General features: G+C 57.5%; 16 protein-coding genes. 4 read left to right on the top strand and 12 right to left on the bottom strand.

The window, feature by feature from the left end; genetic code table 11:
• Window positions 1-29: 29 nt before the first annotated feature.
• From AC6BYQ_RS01325 to AC6BYQ_RS01310, 4 genes are read right to left on the bottom strand one after another with little or no spacing between them, the layout of a single operon-like run.
• Window positions 30-2180 carry a hypothetical protein gene (locus AC6BYQ_RS01325; protein ID WP_498056170.1) on the bottom strand — a complete coding sequence of 717 codons (2151 nt, stop codon included), beginning with the start codon at window positions 2178-2180 and terminating at the stop codon, window positions 30-32.
• 21 nt (window positions 2181-2201) lie between these two features.
• Window positions 2202-3632: a hypothetical protein gene (locus tag AC6BYQ_RS01320; protein WP_498056169.1), complete on the bottom strand. Its 1431-nt coding sequence runs from the start codon at window positions 3630-3632 to the stop codon at window positions 2202-2204.
• Window positions 3629-5350, bottom strand: coding sequence for a hypothetical protein (locus tag AC6BYQ_RS01315; RefSeq protein WP_498056168.1), 1722 nt, complete (start codon window positions 5348-5350; stop codon window positions 3629-3631). The genes AC6BYQ_RS01320 and AC6BYQ_RS01315 overlap by 4 nt, the downstream gene beginning before the upstream one ends.
• A 37-nt stretch (window positions 5351-5387) precedes the next feature.
• Entirely contained in the window at window positions 5388-6605 is a 1218-nt protein-coding gene (locus tag AC6BYQ_RS01310; RefSeq protein WP_498056167.1) for a Hint domain-containing protein, read from the bottom strand.
• 96 nt (window positions 6606-6701) lie between these two features.
• Here AC6BYQ_RS01310 and AC6BYQ_RS01305 point away from each other — a divergent pair, with 96 nt between their 5' ends.
• The gene (locus AC6BYQ_RS01305) at window positions 6702-6974 is read left to right on the top strand and encodes a hypothetical protein (RefSeq protein WP_498056166.1); all 273 of its coding nucleotides are present in this window, start codon (window positions 6702-6704) and stop codon (window positions 6972-6974) included.
• A gap of 100 nt (window positions 6975-7074) precedes the next feature.
• Here AC6BYQ_RS01305 and AC6BYQ_RS01300 read toward each other — a convergent pair whose 3' ends face one another.
• From AC6BYQ_RS01300 to AC6BYQ_RS01285, 4 genes are all read right to left on the bottom strand, one after another.
• Window positions 7075-7599, bottom strand: coding sequence for an NUDIX hydrolase (locus AC6BYQ_RS01300; RefSeq protein WP_063919533.1), 525 nt, complete (start codon window positions 7597-7599; stop codon window positions 7075-7077).
• Between the two features lie 449 nt (window positions 7600-8048).
• Window positions 8049-8888 carry a pyridoxal kinase gene (gene pdxY, locus AC6BYQ_RS01295; RefSeq protein ID WP_498056165.1) on the bottom strand — a complete coding sequence of 280 codons (840 nt, stop codon included), beginning with the start codon at window positions 8886-8888 and terminating at the stop codon, window positions 8049-8051.
• Window positions 8889-8891: 3 nt separating this feature from the next.
• On the bottom strand, window positions 8892-9602 hold the full coding sequence (locus AC6BYQ_RS01290; protein WP_498056164.1) for a glutamine amidotransferase: 711 nt from the start codon (window positions 9600-9602) through the stop codon (window positions 8892-8894).
• On the bottom strand, window positions 9599-9853 hold the full coding sequence (locus tag AC6BYQ_RS01285) for a hypothetical protein (protein WP_063919530.1): 255 nt from the start codon (window positions 9851-9853) through the stop codon (window positions 9599-9601). Before AC6BYQ_RS01285 ends, AC6BYQ_RS01290 begins: the two co-directional genes overlap by 4 nt.
• Before the next feature lie 66 nt (window positions 9854-9919).
• On the opposite strand from AC6BYQ_RS01285, the gene AC6BYQ_RS01280 reads away from it, so the two are divergent.
• The gene (locus tag AC6BYQ_RS01280) at window positions 9920-11224 is read left to right on the top strand and encodes an aminotransferase class I/II-fold pyridoxal phosphate-dependent enzyme (protein ID WP_498056163.1); all 1305 of its coding nucleotides are present in this window, start codon (window positions 9920-9922) and stop codon (window positions 11222-11224) included.
• Here the strand turns inward: AC6BYQ_RS01280 and AC6BYQ_RS01275 are convergent.
• From AC6BYQ_RS01275 to nudI, 3 genes are all read right to left on the bottom strand, one after another.
• The gene (locus AC6BYQ_RS01275; protein WP_019455455.1) at window positions 11221-12207 is read right to left on the bottom strand and encodes an MsnO8 family LLM class oxidoreductase; all 987 of its coding nucleotides are present in this window, start codon (window positions 12205-12207) and stop codon (window positions 11221-11223) included. The genes AC6BYQ_RS01280 and AC6BYQ_RS01275 overlap by 4 nt on opposite strands.
• Window positions 12208-12345: 138 nt before the next feature.
• Window positions 12346-13179, bottom strand: coding sequence for a serine hydrolase family protein (pbpG, locus tag AC6BYQ_RS01270; protein ID WP_498056162.1), 834 nt, complete (start codon window positions 13177-13179; stop codon window positions 12346-12348).
• A gap of 103 nt (window positions 13180-13282) precedes the next feature.
• Complete coding sequence (gene nudI, locus AC6BYQ_RS01265) at window positions 13283-13708, bottom strand: nucleoside triphosphatase NudI (protein WP_074054144.1); 426 nt, start codon at window positions 13706-13708, stop codon at window positions 13283-13285.
• 170 nt (window positions 13709-13878) lie between these two features.
• On the opposite strand from nudI, the gene AC6BYQ_RS01260 reads away from it, so the two are divergent.
• Complete coding sequence (locus tag AC6BYQ_RS01260; protein WP_046898269.1) at window positions 13879-14466, top strand: hypothetical protein; 588 nt, start codon at window positions 13879-13881, stop codon at window positions 14464-14466.
• A gap of 151 nt (window positions 14467-14617) precedes the next feature.
• A complete protein-coding gene (locus tag AC6BYQ_RS01255; protein ID WP_498056161.1) occupies window positions 14618-16048 on the top strand; it encodes an SH3 domain-containing C40 family peptidase in 1431 nt (476 codons plus the stop codon).
• Window positions 16049-16114: 66 nt separating this feature from the next.
• Here AC6BYQ_RS01255 and AC6BYQ_RS01250 read toward each other — a convergent pair whose 3' ends face one another.
• A complete protein-coding gene (locus tag AC6BYQ_RS01250; RefSeq protein ID WP_498056160.1) occupies window positions 16115-16867 on the bottom strand; it encodes a hypothetical protein in 753 nt (250 codons plus the stop codon).
• Window positions 16868-17076: the final 209 nt, after the last annotated feature.

The raw sequence follows: 17076 nt of genomic DNA, 5'->3' as shown, positions 1-17076 counted from the left end.
AGGCGGGCTTGCCCCGGCGGAATCGGCCGTCAGAAGGTCACGACCACGATGGTGCTGGCACCGGTGACCGGTTTGCCGACGGTTTTCTCCTGGTTATCACCGTAATAGACCGTGGCGGTGTAGCTGATCTCCACCTCGTTGCCTTGCTGCATCATGTTGAATGTCAGGTATTGGGTGAGCGACTTGGTATCGAACTCGGTTAACGCAATAGGCAGCGTTTGCGAGAAGTCCCATTTCGGGTAGTTCACCGTCATCTCGAAGGTGATCAGCGAGACGTCTTTTTGCGACGGTTTGAAGATGATGGTGTATTTCTGCTGTTTCGGCAGGGCGTTGGCGATCAGGATCTGATTGGCGCGCGTTTCGCCATAGCCGGGCAGCTGCGGGTTGGTTTCCACCCCCGGCGGCAGATAGGTCAGGCTGTCGCCGTCCAGCGCATAGTAGTCGGCTGAGTAATAGAGCGGCTTGTCCACGTTGGTGCCGATCGGATAAATAAACGGCACCGGTGGGTTTTTGTCGCTGACCACCTGGGTGTATTGCTTGAGCGGCACACTGTGCTCTTTGTCTTCATATTGGGTTTTGATGACCACCTGGCTGAAGACCGCCCAGCCCAGCGGATCGAGCAGGGTGGAGATATCGGCATAAACGATGCCGCTTTGCGCCGCGTTGATGGTGACCACCAGGTCGTCTTTGACCTGGATCTCGCCAGACTGGTAAGGCCTGGCCTGCATGCCGGTGAAGTTGACGGTGTAATGGTAATGGTAGGCGCGGCCGAGCTCGGGTTTGATAAACCACTTGTCGGTTTTTTTCGGCCCCGAATCTGTCGGGGTAAAGGTCAGCGTGCTCTTGAGATCGTTATCGTATATCGCGGTGACCACGATATTGGCGATGTCATACTTCGCCAGGTCTTCGGTGACGAAGAATTCCGGTTGAATGTACTGATAGAACGGGTCGTGGAGGTCGTACTCTTTGAAGTACTGATCCAAATCGGCTTCGCCGACGATTGAGCGTATCGACGGCAGCTGCGTTTGCGGGTAAATGGTGGAGGACACCACGGCGTTCTCTTCATACTCGCGGGTGAAGCTCTGCGTTTGCGAGATTTTGGACTCGAATTTGTCGAAACCGTCGGCGTCGTTCAGCAAATTGAGACTCATGTCGATGCCGGTTTGGCTGCTCAGGATCTGTTCGACCTGCTGTTGCCCCCAGTTCCGCAGACTCTCCTTCCATTTATCATAGGCGGCGGGTTCCATGCCCATCTCCGCCGCCGTCAGCCCGATCTGCACATCTACCTTGATCGCCTCTTTGGAGTAAAACTCCTGCTCGATTTTTTTCTCGTCGGCTGACCAGGTGTGACGGTTGATGGTTTGCGCTACGGACTTGGCCTGCTCGCTGTTGTAGGTGACGATCACCTTGGCTGCCGACATGGAGGCATCCAGTGAGAGGTCGAAGCGCACGCCGACGCTGGAGTTTTTATCGGTGCCTTTCAGCACCTGCTCAAACAGCGTGGCGCCTTCCCCGGTCAGCGACAGGCTGAACACGGTATTGTTGTCGCCGAGGCCGGAGGGGGACAGCGGCGTTGGGATCTGGCGATAGAATTTATCGTTGCCGTCGAGGATCAGCATGGCCTGCGCCGAGGTGTAGCGCGGTTGCATCAGTTCGATTTTCGCGGCGTCCGCCGGCATCAGCTCTCTGAGGAACTGATCGTCGCCTTTGCTGCTGTCGTAGAGCGCGACAAACCGGTTGAGCTGTTCGTCGCTCAACCCGGTATTCTTCTGCGCCTGGTCCATCGCGGTCTTCTTGGCGTTGTTTTCCGGGTCGGCTTCATAGGCCTGTTTCGCCTTGATGTAGGCGACAATCAGCTGGGATTTTTTATCCAATGGCCCGTTTTGCTTGCCGAGGCCGTCATACAGCTGCAGGCGGATGCGGTCTTTCATTTCCGCATTCGGCTGCGGCAGCTGCACGGTGAATTGCGCGTAACCGCCTTGCGTATCTTCACTGCGGTATTTGTAGAACATGAAGCTGGGGGTGTCGGCGTCCCGTTTGGCAAACACCGGGATTTCCGGCACCACGTAGAAGATATCCTTGCTCTCGCTGTCGCCGTAGCAGGTGTATGCGTATTCCTTGATGCCCAAATATTCGGTGACGTCGATCTTTATCGATTGCTGCAAAGCGGTGGTTAACATAGGGCGGTCCTCTTGTTGGTATCACTTGGTGTATTGCAGTTTGATCGGGCCGGTGGTGGCCTGTAGCGGGCCGGAGTCGTAGTTTTTGGGGAATAGCGCCGCCGTTTTCCCTTGCCAGCGATAGTCCACCCGGCCGTTGAGGCCGGCGGCGTGGGCGTTGATCCACCAGTTGGCTTGCCATTGCGCGGCGGGAAAGGCGAAGGTGAAATTCTGTTTTTTGCCCTGGCCCGCCGGGATATAGCTGGCGCTGCCGGAGATCGTCTTGAATTCGGTTCTGAGATGCTCGGCGTCGAACAGCAGGCTGTAGAAACCCAAATCTTGCGGCGTCAGCGCGATGGCGTCCTGCCACGCCAGCCGGCTCTCGAAACTGGTGTAATCGGCGAATGTCACCTTGAGCGCGATGTCGCTCGCCGCCGTTGTGGTTTCCAGCGTCACCGGCGGAAAATTGGGCCACGCCATCGGGGTCAGCTGATCCGCCCAGCGCAGCTCGATCGCCATGATATTGAAGCCTTTCGGCTCAAACCCCAGGCTGACGGTGCAGCGTTGAGGCTCGATGGGCTTGTCCGGTCTGCTGGGCTCCGGCAGGGGCGTGGCGGTAAAGGAGATGATGCCGTCGACCGGCAGTTGGCTCAGCAGCCCGGCGATGTCTCGTTGCTGTTCCAACAGGTAGCGCTGTGGCACGGTGTCGTCGTATTCGATTTGGTAATTCAGTTTGTTGGGGATCTGCTCCGGCGAGGAGATATTGCGCAGCGTGTTGGCGATCAGCAGCGAGGCGGTATTCACCAGCGCCTGGCGAACGCGTTCTTGCGTCTGCAGCGAAGGGGCGTTGTCGTACTCCGCTTGCAGAATGACGACGCCGGCGTCGATCTGCTGGTTCAGCAGTTTGGCGATCGCTTCAGGTTGGCGCGCCTGCTCGTTGAAGGCCAGAGTGACAAACGCCACCCAATCGGCCTGCAAACTGGCGCTGACGCGGCTGCCGACGCTGAAGCGGCTGCGGGTGAGAAAATAGACCTGATCTTGGGTGCCCTGGATGGCGCTGGCCAACCGGGCTGCCTCTTCATGGGTCAGCGCCATTTTGGACTGCTCGAATTCGACGCTGTAAGCGGCGGCGGCAGGCCGCTGTGCGAAGTGCAGCCACAGCGATTGCTGAATCTCTTCCTGCTCCAGGGTGATGGTTTGCGGCACTGGGACGAAATGGCGGCGGATATAGTCCTCGATCGCCGCCCTGTCGACCGGCAGATTCGGCGCAATGAAGGTCGCCAGACCACCGCCGGGGCTGGTCAGCAGATGCAGCGAGCTGATCTTGCCGGCCGGCGTCTCCTGCACCACCTGCGGCGTATAGCTGCCGTAGGTGTAATAGCCGCTGGGGCGCGTTTGATCGTGAAACGCCAGCGCGCGATCGAGGAGAAAGAAGTCTTGCAACGTACGTTGTGGATCCAATTCATCGGTCATGGTGTATCACCCTTAATATCGATCGTTTGGTCGCCGGTCACATAGGGCGACCAGGAGCCTGCGGGGGGTTTATAACGAAAGCCGGCGGCGTAAATGGAGGTGACGTTCCATTTGTAGACGAAGCTCGGCTGCGAATGCGTGAAAGTGCGCTCGCTGGTGCGCTCGCTATCTTGCGGCTGGAAGGTCAGCGTGGCGCTCAGCGACTGCGGCGGTAGCTGAACGGTGATCGTCGCCTGCTGCGCGCCAAACTGCGGGAAGCTGTAGGCGCCGATGGTGGCGCTTTGCGCGATCGGCGCAGGCAGTGAGACGGCGCCGGTGCCTGACAGCGAATAGGCCGTCACCTCAGCAAAGGTATTTTCATCCAGGACTGGCGCGCTGAAATAGGGTGCCGAGGCGGTTAACGCCAGCGTCTGACGCCAGTCGGCGGAGTGGTAAATGCCGCCAAGCCGGCTTTGCTGCGCGAACCCCGGGTCGATATTGAGCGTCAGGAATCGGCAGGGTAAGGCGGTATAGTCCAACAGCAGTTGGTCTTCTTCGCTTGGCTGACGTTCGCCCGGCAGCGTGCGATAGACGCCGTCATGCGGGTAGTTCACGCGCAGCTGGTAAAAAAAGGGCTGCGCGTTCAGCGCGCTGTTGCGGAACTTGAACGTGAGCCAGGAGCGGTCGGGCTGCAGCGCCTGGGTTTGCGTTTGTTCGATAGGATAGAGATTGCCGGGCGGCACGGTCAGCTGTATATCGATCGAGACACCGGCCTGCAAGCCCAGCGGATAAGCGTAAAAGACGTTGATCTCTCGCTCTCCCGACGGCAGCGGCGGAGTGGTGGTACGGTGGATGATGGTGTCGGGTGACACTTTGGCAATCTGCTGCGCGGCGGCAAACGGATCCAAAATAAAACAAAGCGGCCGCTGGGCCAGCGCGATTGCGGCCAGGTCAACACGAGTCCGCCCGCTGCTCGGTGGCGGTGTCAGACGGATTTGCGCGACGTTACTGGCGGCAGGGCCGGCATAAGGCGCACCGTACAGATTGTATAGCCGGTCGAGCAACGTCTGGCTGAACAGCAGATCGCCGGCGGGATCGTTCACCGGCAGCGGCGGACTGATTTCCAGCGGCAGGCGGGAGAGATTGCGGCTCAGGTAAATCGTCAACCCGTCGTAGGGAAACGCGATCCCGCCGTCATCCGTCGGGTGTGCGCCGTCCACTCCGGCCGCCAGCGCCAGGATAAGGGCGCGCGCATCGCACTCCGCCATATAGGCCAGGCGCGGTGATACGCCTTCGACGAAGCCATCCATGCGCGCGTTGAAGCCCAGCGTGTCGTCGAGCAGGGTACGTTCGATCAGCTGCGTGCTCTGCGCATTGAGTAAAATGATAAATTGAATATCCTGCGCCGTATACCAGGTGGCGTCGTAATGCTGCCCGTACAGGTCGCTGTGATAATCGATAGGCACGTCAAACCCCAGGCTGCCTGGCAAAACGGGCAGGGCTTTCACCGCACAATCCGGGTACTGCTGTTTGAAGGCGTTCAGGCTCTGTTCGCCGGCGAACTGCAGCTGCGTGGTGAAATTCAGCCAGCCATACAGGCTTTCGGTGCTGTAGCTGCGGACAATATCCAACGAAAAGGCCAAGGGATCGGCGGCCAAAATGCTGAGCGCATCCGGGTATAAATAATATGCGTCGTCTTGCAAATAGGCGGCGACGAAGCGGTGATTATCAAAAATCATAATGTGTTGAAAGTCAGGACGGCCCTCATACATAATTTTATTTTCCCGTTCTGCTGTTCATATTGTGGAAATCCGTATGCCATTCGGCCGGCAGCGCCTGCAGGATATTCTGAGGGCGTTGATGATATTCATCCTCATAAAGATGCTGCACCAGTGCGTCGCCGACCAGCACGCCGTTAGCGTAAAAGGTATTGACGCTGCACTGTATTTTTTGCAAGGGCAGGTCGGCGCTCAATTGCAGGTTATAAACCTGCAGTTCACCGGATTTATTTAAAACGGCGGTGATTTCACACTCCCCGTGTAATGTTTTCAGGCGCATGCCCGTCGTTAACTCACGGGCTGTCAGTATGCCGTTTGCCGTGACGAAAGGGTGCCCCATACTGGCCGTGATGCCAAATAGTTGTCCGTCGTCGCCCTGCGCCGTTATCTCGATATAATTCTGCTCTTGCCCGGTGGTGATATTTTCAACCCTTCTCGGGTGATGGTTGCCGCATAGCACAAAGTCGTTGGGTTCGATGGCATCGATGGTTTTTTCTGTGCCGTCCTGCAGGGTAATTAATGTGTCTGCCGCCAGGCAGCCGTAAATAATCTGCATCGGCTTGATTTGCACCGTGTTGAGCATGCGGCGATCGGGATCGATATCCTTGGGCGCATTGGTAATAAATGCGGCGATGCTGCGGCCTTCCACATTGAGCGTGATTTTAAAAACATAATAAACCTGTTCGCCGGATTCAAAATCTACGCGATTGAATTTTAGCCAATTGAGATCCCAGGAGATGTTATCGCCATTGATTCTGGTCGCCGGTGAGTTGAAGATATTATAACCGCCGAGTGGGGTAATGGGATCGCCGCCGGCGCGGGTGCGAATCAGATATATGGTGTTGGTGGCATTGACCGCCTGGCCGTTATTGAGGTCTATCTTGCCAAAATAAGTGATGTTGCCCTTGATGGGCACTTTAACCGTGCCGTCCTGATCGTAACTGGTGCGATAATCGCAATCGCCGTCGTCGCGGGTCAGGCAGATCTTTATCATCTGCTGGTTATACAGATTTCTGGGGGAGTCATTGCGTATTTCTTTGGGATAGCTTTGCGTCGTGACGATTTCAGCGCCGTAAACGGTTTGCTGACCGACCGTTTGCGCAAAGGTGTAGATTACCGTGACCGGAAAATCGCCGCTGGTTTGGCTCTGTGGGTAATCGCCGCTGGCGCCGATGGTGCAGTCCGAGGTGTAAACATAGTCGCTTTTATAGGACACATTGCCGACGTTATCGGCGCTGCCGTTAAACAGGCCAAGCGTCTGGGTGACATTGGTCGCCTTGACCGGCAGCGAACCGATGGCGTCGGTTTGGTAATGCCTGCCGTCAGTGGAGTCCAGCCTGACAATGCTGTAGACCGGTTGGACGCCGTTGCTGTCGGCCTCGCCCAGCCGGCCGGACACCTGCCTGGCGCTTTTTGTTTGCTGCCAGAGGCGGGTGAACTGCGGCGCCGCCGCTGGGGTAACGCCGGCCAGCTTGAGTTGGATATCATAAAATTGAACGAGAGTCGGATCACCAGGCTCAATCAGAAATACGCCGCTGTTTTCATACCGGTCGATAACGTTTTTTACGATGCGTTTCTCATCTGACGTATAATCTTTTGTGAGCATAATGTCGGCACCAATAAATTAATGGCATTGCCAGGGGGGCACGCCACTTTTATGGCGTGCGCATCGCTTTCATTAGGGATTATTTGCAGGTTTCTTTGCAGTAAGCGTAAATAGCGCTTAGGCAATCTGAAGATAAATACTGTTCGAATTCCGCATCGGTGGGTTCAATATCGACATCCAACGTCATTGCGTAAAGTTCCTGGGCGAACATGTCTTTGGTGGCAGTGGGTTTGTTTTTAAAATAAGCTTTGATTTTACCTTTGCTGACTTTCCTAATCCAGGCGAACTCACCGCCAATGGCTACTTTCCCGGTGAAGGTGAAGTCTTTACTGGTATAAACGCTGATGTCATTGGGGTAAACCTGATATCTTACCACCTGTTCCACGCCGATATTCTGATTGGTTTCTTCCCAGGTTTCTCTTTTTATTACATTTAACGCAAAGTTTTTTCCATCGACCGGGCCGTCTTTAGCATCGGCAGTACCGCCAAATAACATCGGACATCCTCTGGCAAAACCTTCATTCTTTAGGCCTAATAAAATAAAATCGGAATTGCCGACAGCTTTTGGCGCGCTATCAAGAATGACGTATTTTTTAATAGGCATAGTCAGATCCTTATACGCTGGATGGTATAAAAAGGAGATGGTGAATCGCTTTGTCGCCGCGTTTTACTCACATTCAACAATAGCAATGGCGCTTGAAAAATCAACACATACATAAAAATAAATTAAGTATTTATTTTTATGTGACAGATAATCAATAAAATCACGGCGTTGTAAAAAGGGGTAAATAGTTTAAAAAATCAAAAAAACAGAATGTTTTTCGCGATTTTATTTTATGTTTTTTTTAATTTCAATAAATCAATACGTTGAGTGTGGTTATGGATTTTAATTATTCTAATCATTAGCTGTTTAATCTTTTATATATAGTGCACTAATTTATCATTACTGTGCGCATCATTGACGGGCAATAAATAAAGTGCGCAGCGGAATTATCGTCATGGTGAAAAGTCAAGACGGGAGAGGCGGGGCAGCAGGCTGCCCCTGTTCACGCGCTAGGTTAACACCCGCAGGCTGCCGATCTCTTCCCAACCGAACTGCGCCGCTTCGGCCAGCACGTCGCACACTTCGCCGGCGGCGGCGACCACTGCCGCGCCGAGTTCGGCGCCGTGCAGCAGATGGCTGACCAGCAACGCGGTAAACAGATCGCCAGTCCCTTTGACCGCCGATTTGACCTTCGGATGGGTAAAGCACTGCGTTTCATTCCGGGTGACCAGCATCAATCCCACTTCGTCTTCGTGCTGCGCTACGCCTGGTGCACTGGTGACCAGCACCCATTCGGTGGTGTCGTTCAACAATGCCTGCGCGGCGTGTTGCGTCTGCTCCCGGCTGTTCAGTCGCCGGCCGCACAGTTGCTCCAGTTCGAAACCGTTCGGCGTCAGGCCGTCGGCCAGCCGCAGAAACGGCGAGCGATAGCTGTTGACGATGCGTTCATCCACGTAGATCCCTTCACCGTAGTCGCCCATCACCGGATCGATATAGATTTTTATCTGCGGATTGAGGGCGCGCACCCGCTGCAGCCAGTTGGCCAGAATATGGCACTGCATGACGTCGCCCAGGTAGCCGACGATCACCGCCCGGCAGCGCTGCATCACGCCGCGGACAATCAGATCGTCGAGGAAGCCGCCAAACCATTCACCGGAGATGACGCCGCCGTGCGGTTTGCCGTAATAGGGCGGGCAGCCGAACAACACGCTGGGCACCTGCAGCGCCTCCAGCCCCTTTTTCAGCAGAGCGCGGTAGGCGATACCGTTGCCGACGCTGCCGTAAACCACCTGAGATTGTATGCTGATCGCGTCGATGGACGGTGACCGCAAGGGTGAAATCTGTTGCATGGGTTACATCCTGAGTTCGTTATTATCCAGCCAGCGCGCGAACACCTGCCGTGCGCGCTGTTCCAGCTGTGCGCCGTGGCGCGCCGCCTGTTCACGCAGGCTCTGGGGCGCGATGCCGGCCAGTTCCAGCTCGCAGGCATGGCCAATCAGCCAGCGTTCGAGATCGCGATGATCGGCTTCCAGGTGAAACTGCAGACCGAGCGCGAAGCCCTGATAGTCGAAGGCCTGATGCGGGCAAAGCGCCGTGCCGGCCAGGCAGCGGGCGCCGTCCGGGATCATGAACATATCGCCGTGCCAGTGCAGCACCGGCGTATCGGCCAGCGGCGCCAGTACTGAATCCTCCGTCGCCGCGGTCAGCGGGGCGAAGCCGATCTCTTTCACGCCGAGCGAGATCACCTCAGCGCCCAGCGCCTGGGCGATCACCTGTGCGCCGAGACACACTCCGAGGGTCGGTCGCCGCTGCGCCAGACGCTGTTTGACCAGCGTTAACTCATGATCGAGAAAGTCATAGCGCAGGGCGCCGGAAAAGTGCTGGGCGGCGCTGATCGGCCCGCCCAGCACCACCAACAGATCGGTTTCTTCATTATTGATACCACGAATATCATCGCGGCCGGCATCGTAATAGTCGATCTGATAGCCGCGCAGCGACAGCAGAGAGCCGAGGCTGCCCAGGTTTTCAAAATTGACGTGCCGAATGGCAACGGCTTTTTTCATTGTTTAACCTCGCTAGCCTGAGTGAACGGGGTCAGCGCCAGCGACTCGCCCAGCACAGTGATGCCCTGCGCGCCGCTCTGGTAGACGATGCGGCGCTCGCTGACCTGGCTGAGCCGCACCTGATAACCCTGTGCGGCCGGGAACAGCGCGCAGGCCTGCTCCAGCTGATCGGCTGCCCAGGGGGTGAACATCTGCAGGCGGGCGAAGGCTTTTCCTGCATACTGAATGTCGAGCACGTAATGTTTATCCATGGAACCCCTTACTTTTGTCCGCAGAAGCTGCTAATCTTGTTTGACCTAGTACAAAAGGATTTATGTATGACTTCATTGTATGCAAAAGGCGGCGGCGCTGTCCAGATTGCCGAGCAGATCGCCGCACGCATCAAAGACGGCGTCTTGCGGCCGGGCGATCTGTTGCCGCCGGTTCGCCAGCTGGCGGCGGAGCTGGAGGTCAATCCGAATACCGTCGCCAGCGCCTACGCCAGATTGCGCGACGCCGGTCTGGTGGCGACGCGCGGCCGGGCGGGGACGCTGGTGCTGGAGCCGCCGCTGGCTGCGGTGAGTTCGGCCTATGCGCCACGTCAGGTGCCTGCGGGCATGTGCGATCTGGCCAGCGGCAACCTGGACGCCGCGCTGTTGCCGGCGCTGGCGCTGGGCGTGGCGGAGGTGTTCCCGCAGCAAAACGGCTATGACATCAGCGGCGATCTGCCGGTATTGACCGGTCTGGGGCGCGAATGGCTGAGCCGTCAGGGCGTCGAGCTGGGGGAGCCGGCGGTGTTTTCCGGCGCGCTGGACGCGATGGAAAAGGCGCTGCGCTGTCATGTCCAACCGGGAGCGGCGGTGTGGGTAGAAGATCCCTGCTGGCCGCCGCTATTGACGCTGCTGCGTCACCTGCGCCTGCGGCCGCTGCCGTTGGCGGTGGACGATCAGGGCTGTCGGCTGCCGGAAAGCGGCACCGCGGGCGCGGTGATCCTGACGCCGCGCGCCCACAATCCGACCGGCGCTTCGCTCTCGGCGCAGCGCGCCCAGCAGTGGCGGCGTTTTCTGAGCGACAACCCGCAGTGTTTGGCGATCGTCGACGATTTCTGGGGGCCGCTGTCGCACCAGCCGCTGCATCTGCCGTTCGACGACGATCGCGGTCTGTACGTGCTGTCGCTCAGCAAGTTTCTCAGCCCGGATCTGCGCATGGCGTTGGCCTGCGGCAACCCGACGTTGCTGCAGGCAATGCGCGCCGATCAGTACATCAGCGAACGCTGGGTTAGCCATATCTTGCAGCAGATTGCCGCCAGACTGTGGGGACAGGCGCTGCAGGAAGGGCAATTGCGGCGGGCGCAGCAGGCATATCAGGCCAGGCGGGATGAACTGGTCCGGCGGCTCAACGCGTTAAATCACACGGCGCTGGCGGTGGGCGAAGGGCTGCATCTGTGGTTGCCGGTGCGGTCGGAAACCGCCGCCGCGCAGCTGATGGCGCAGCGGGGGTGGCTGGTGCAGGGTGGGGAACCTTTCCGCCTGAAGAGCGATCCTGCGCTCCGCGTCAGTCTGGCCAATGTCACGCCGGCGCAGCTGGCGCCGCTGGCGCAGGATCTGTCCGAAGCCATGCGGGCGGGGGCGGCGATCAACTAGGCCGGCGTCAGGCTCTCTTCCGCCAACAGCTGCAGGGAGGCTAATCGAGCGGCCGGCTCGCCGATCGGCGTGTCGATGATGAACTCCTCCACGCCGTAGCGCTGCTGCAGCTGGGCCAGTTGCTGATGGACCTGCTGCGCCGTGCCGAGCAGGATATGGCTTTCTCGCGGCTCGATGCGGTAGTCGGCGGCGCCGGCCTGCTGCACGAAGCTCTCCGCCTGCGCCAGGCTGCCGACGGTCACGCTCTGCTCACCGGCAACGTGGACGCGGTATTGCTGAATATCCGCCGCCAGCGCCGCGGCCTGTTCCGCGCTGTGCGCCGCGATCGCCGCCACGGCGAGCAACGCCTTGCGGCCGCCGCTCAGGGCGGTGTAATGTGCCAGCGCTTCGCGGATGTCCTGCGGATTGCCGTTTAGATGCGCGGCGAACACGAAAGCCCAGCCGGCTTCAGCCGCCAGCGTTGCGCTCTCTTTGCTGGCGCCGAGCAGAAAGCGCTGGGCGGCATGCGGCGGCAACGGCGTGGCGCTCAGCCCCGGCTCCGCGTCGTCGTTCAGATAGGCGGTCAACTGCGACAGCTGCTGCGGGAAGGCCGGTTTGTTTTGCCGGTCATGGGCGGCCTGCAGCGCCTGAGTGGCGAGCGGCAGCCCGCCGGGCGCTTTGCCCACCCCGAGATCGACGCGCCCCGGCGCCAGCGCCGCCAGCAGATTGAAATTTTCGGCCACCTTGTAAGCGCTGTAGTGCTGCAGCATCACGCCGCCGGAACCGATGCGGATGCGCGACGTCTGGCCGAGCAGGTAGCCGATCAGCACTTCCGGCGACGGGCAGGCGAGCTGCGGCGTGTTGTGGTGCTCCGCCAGCCAGAAGCGGCGATATCCCCAGCGTTCCGCCTGCTGCGCCAGATGCAGCGTGCGCGCCAGCGCCTGCGCGGCGCTTTCCCCGTCGGCGATCGGACTCTTTTCCAATATGCTCAAGGCATAAGCCATTTTCCCGCTCCTTTCCTCATCAGATATGCCTGACAAATACCATGCGGACGACGCGGGGCTTAATACTGATTGGCGATAGGATATTCCATTGATCCAAAACGAATTTGTATATGCGCAAAGCGGTAAAGCGCCATGGTGTTATCTCTCCAGCCAGGCCTTCAGGCGAATGGCGTCGCTGTAATGGCCGTAAGGCGAGCGTGCGCCGAGCAGGATCATCACAATCGGCTGCCCCTTGATGGTGGTGCGCATCACCAGACAGTGGCCCGCCTCGTTGGTAAACCCGGTTTTCTGCAGCTGAATCTTCCAGGCGGCGTTGTTGATCAGACCGTTGGAACTGCGATAGACCAGCTGGCCGCGGCCAGGAAAGACGACGCGCTGCCTGTCGGTGCTGAAACGGCGGATGGTCTGATAGCGATAGGCGTGGTTGACCATCTGCAGCAGATCGCGGGCGGTCGCGACATTACGCGGCGTCAGCCCGGTCGGGTCGTAGAAGCGGGCGCGCTTCATGCCGATGGCGCGCGCTTTCTGGTTCATTTTCGCCACAAAGGCTCTGCGACCGCCGGGATAGTTGCGGCTCAGCGCCGCAGCGGCGCGGTTTTCCGAAGACATCAGGGCGATGTGCAGCATGTCGCGGCGGCTGAGCACCGAGCCGATGGTCAACCGCGAATGGGTTTTTTTCAGCAGATCGCGATCGGCAGGGGTGACTCTCATCCTGTTGCCCAGCGGGCGTTTGCTGTCCAGGGTGACCATCGCGGTCATCAGTTTAGTGAGCGAAGCAATGGGGAGGACGCGGTTAGGCTGTTTCTGATACAGCGTTTTCCCGGTGCGCTGATTGACGACCAGCACCGATTTGGCATGCAGCGCCAGCGGCGCGGCGGCGTGCGCGGTGGTCAGAACGGACAGCAGGCTGAACAGGACAGCGGCGCCGAAGCGCCGGGCGGGAAAGCGGAGAGAAAGGTTAAATAAGAGCATAACGGCGGCAATAATGACCCTAAGTGATTAAAAAATATCACAAGAGTCTGACCGGCAAATGTGAAGAAAATAGGGCGGTACTTATACAAACCGTCAACGAAAACTATAACAGCCCGCGTTGCTGCAGGGTAAAACGGGTGGCCTCATTCAGATCGTACTCCCCCAGGCGTTCGCGCGGCACCCAGGCGTAGTCGTCGAACTCATCGTTAATCGTCACTTCGCGGTTGGCGGCCTGGCAGTCGAAGATCAGGTAAATCATATAGATCTGTTCCTGGCTGCCGTCGGCGTAGGTTTTGATGCGCACGTCGTCGCGGAAGGTCCAGGGCGTGATGCGCTCGAGGATCAGCGCGGTGCCCAGCTCTTCGCTCACTTCGCGCCGCAGCGCCTGTTCTATCTGCTCACCTGGTTCGACGCCGCCGCCGGACAGCGCCCATTGGCCGGGAAATACGCCTTTGTGGGCGGCCATTTTACACAGCAGGAAGGCGTTATCGTTTTCAATCAGCGGGCAGACAATGATGCGTTGGCGCATGGAAGACTCCTGTCAAAAATCAAAAGGCGCAGGGTAGCAGGTTTGGCGGCGCAGGATAGAGGGGCCGATCGCGTTCTGCGCAACAGCAAAAATTTTTTGTTCCCTCGCGTTTAACGCCTTGATAAGGGAGTAATCTATCGGACTGGTTAATGGACTTAAAAGGGAACTTTATGAATTACCAAGTGGTGCCGTTTTGGTTTTACTCCGGCAAGGCTCTGCTGGCGGTGCTGGCCGCGATCGGATTGGGCGTGTGCGGCGTCAGTGCGGCGTTCTTCTATTGCCTGCTGCTCGCGCTCGTCTGGCCGGTGGCCGTTTCGATGCGGTTACACCAGCTGGCGGAAAAGGGCGTGGCGATGAATCCCCGGCGGGCTTCGCAATGGATGGTCTATGTGCAAGGCATTCCGGTACAGGAAACCCGCCAGGTGTTAACCAACCCCTGTTTTGCGCTGGAAAACCGGATGCGGACCTTCTTTCTGTGCGCTTTCACCGCTAAAACCTTACTGCAGATGGCGCTGTTGCTGTTGTTGATCGCGCAGCTGGCGGCAACGGTTAATCTGTGGATCGCCTTGGCCGGCGTATTGTTCGGCGCCTGGCTGGTGTATAACACCGTCGACAGCATCCAGGCGCTGCGCAGCCTGGCCCGGCGCCAGTGGGTAAGCGAGCAGTGGGTGAGCGACAGCGGCTCTATCTGGCATCGGGCGGCGCTTATCGGCCGTAAAGGGCCGGCGGCGGCGCTGGAACGTCTGTTGGCGTGGTGAGAATGTGAGGGCGCAGGAGCAAGCGGGCGGGCTTGCTTTTGCGTTTTGTTCCTCAACCGGGCGTCAATCGATAGTGTTATTGAGTATCATTTGCAATCACTTCTGGTCAGGATGAAGAAGAAATTTTCACCTGTCACGGAGATGATAAAAAATGCCTAATGGAATAAAACCCTTTGTATTGATGATGCTTCTGTTGCTGTCGGCCTGCCATAGTGCGCCGGTCAGAGAGCCACCTCAAGACGCCGTAGCGACAACCCCTATCGATGCGACCAAATCGCTATTCCCGCTGGGTAACTACTCGCAATCTGTCGATAAATGGATCCCCTATGGCCCGCAACGGCAGGTGCCCGTGATGGATGCCGCCGCGCAGCAGCGCCATTTCTCCGCCCTCAAATCCCACTATTTTGGCATGGGGCCGAATGATCAATCCCCCTGGAATCCGCATTACATCGCTTCCGTCCTGAACCGTGAAGCGCAAAGCCGCCGTGATGCCGCAATGGATAAATACCTGGGAAGTGAAAGTGTCTCCTGGGGGGAAAACTTCAGGACTCACACTGACCGCTGGAAACAGCAAGTCAGAGATAACGTGTCGGCCGACATGGATAAGGAGTTTCATCCTGCGGGCAGGGGCATTGCAGTCCGGGAAACGCTGGTCAGGATCCTGCCGACGGCCGATCCGGCTTATGACGATCCTCGCCTGGCTGGACAGGGTTATCCGTTTGATAATTTGCAGGATTCATCTATCCGTCCCGGTACGCCGGTATACGTTATTACGCAAAGCCGCGATAAACGCTGGAACTACGTCGCGTCGCCTACGGTGATCGGATGGGTGCATAGCGAAGACATCGCGGCGGTGGATCGGCAGTTTGTCACCGAATGGCTGGCGCTGGCGGAGAAAAATCTGGGGGCATTCATTAAACAGCCGGTCTCGGTGCAAGCCGGCGGCCAATTTTATTTTACGGCGCGCCACGGCACGATGTTGCCATTTTACCGGCATCGTCAGGGACATTTTGTCGTCGCCGTGCCGGTTCGCCGAGCGGATGGCCACGCACAGATGCGCCGGGTCGTTTTGCCGGCAGGGGAGTTTGCCGCCATGCCGTGGGAAATGACGCCTGAGCATCTTGCCACCCTGATGCAGTCGATGAACGGCAGGCCCTATGGTTGGGGGAACTCTAACTTCAATAATGACTGCTCCGCCGAACTGCGCAGCCTGTTGATGCCTTTTGGGATATTTCTTCCCAGAAATTCCGCCGCGCAGATACAGGCGGCAAACCGGGTGGTTGATCTTGCTCAAGCGAACACCCGTGACCGGTTGCGCTATCTCAAAGAGCACGGTAAGCCGTTCATCACGCTGGTGTACATCCCTGGCCATATCATGCTGTATATTGGCAATGCGCTGGTTGACGGCCAGCTTGTGCCGATGACATACCAGAATATCTGGGGCTTGCGCCCGGCGGATTCAAAAAGCCGCAGCATTATCGGCGGCGCCGTATTTTTCCCGCTTCTGACTCGCTACCCGGAGGCGCCTGAATTGACCTCGCTGGCGGGTAAGGCGCAGTTCAAGCTGGGGTTTATTGAATAGCGCATGCTTTATCTGAAAAGCGACCGCGAATGCGGCCGCTTTTCAGGCGATGACGGGTCGGGTTTGCTAATGACCCAATCTGTCCGTGATGATTTTATAATGTTCATCCGTCAGGTTAGCGTAATTCCAAATAAATAATCCGCCAAGGTTAAAGTCCAGTATCTGATCGATGAAATAATTTAAATTCCAGTCGGTCAATCCTCTGGTCGTCAGGGCCAGAATGCACTTTTTATTCTCGGCGCCGTTTGCCAACGATTGCCTTAATGCCGGGACTACATTCGCGAGAATATCGTCATTGCTCCACATCGCCGCGGCATAACAGTAATGGATAAAGCGATCGCATTGGTCTGACCGAATGATTTTTTTGACTTTCTCGTTGAGCTTTTTGCCGCTTTCCGTATTGGGGTGGTTGTAAGAATAACCGGCAATAAAACCGAAGCTGGCCTCTTTTCGAGCCTCTTTTAGCCGTTTCATGGCTTCGATGACCCGCTCGGTGTTCATATTGCATTCGTCATCAAAATCGACGCCATCCCAGCCCCGGTCTACCGTGGCCGCGACGATCCGCAACACGTCATCCTCATTTGCCGGCTTTTGCTGCGGGGAGCATCCGCCGCCGCCATAAACCCAGAGCGTCTTTCCTTTGAAACCGGGAAGAGTATCGGGTTTATTTTGCTTTTCCGGGCTCCAGCCTGGATGAGCGGCTGTGCCTGTGGTCAATCCATCAAGGTTGGTCACCATGCCATACATCATGACATCGAACGCTTTGCGGGGCTGGCCAGTCAGAGACTGGCTCCATCCTCCGATAATAAACTTGTTCATTGTCGCTATCTCCTTATTGTTCGTGTTCCTTAAATGAATGTGTCTTGCATGATGGAGGGTATCAGTCGCTATATTCATTTCGCCATTGTGCCGGCGCTGAACGGGCCAGAAGTGGAAACTATTTTGAATGTAAATGACGTTTTTATGACGAAAATATTAATCATCAGGAACACTGAAAATCATTAACGTTGGCAGATAAAGATTGCTAT

Source organism: Serratia sp. LTN-2 (assembly GCF_059740205.1).
This window is presented reverse-complemented; position numbering and strand designations above follow the sequence as displayed.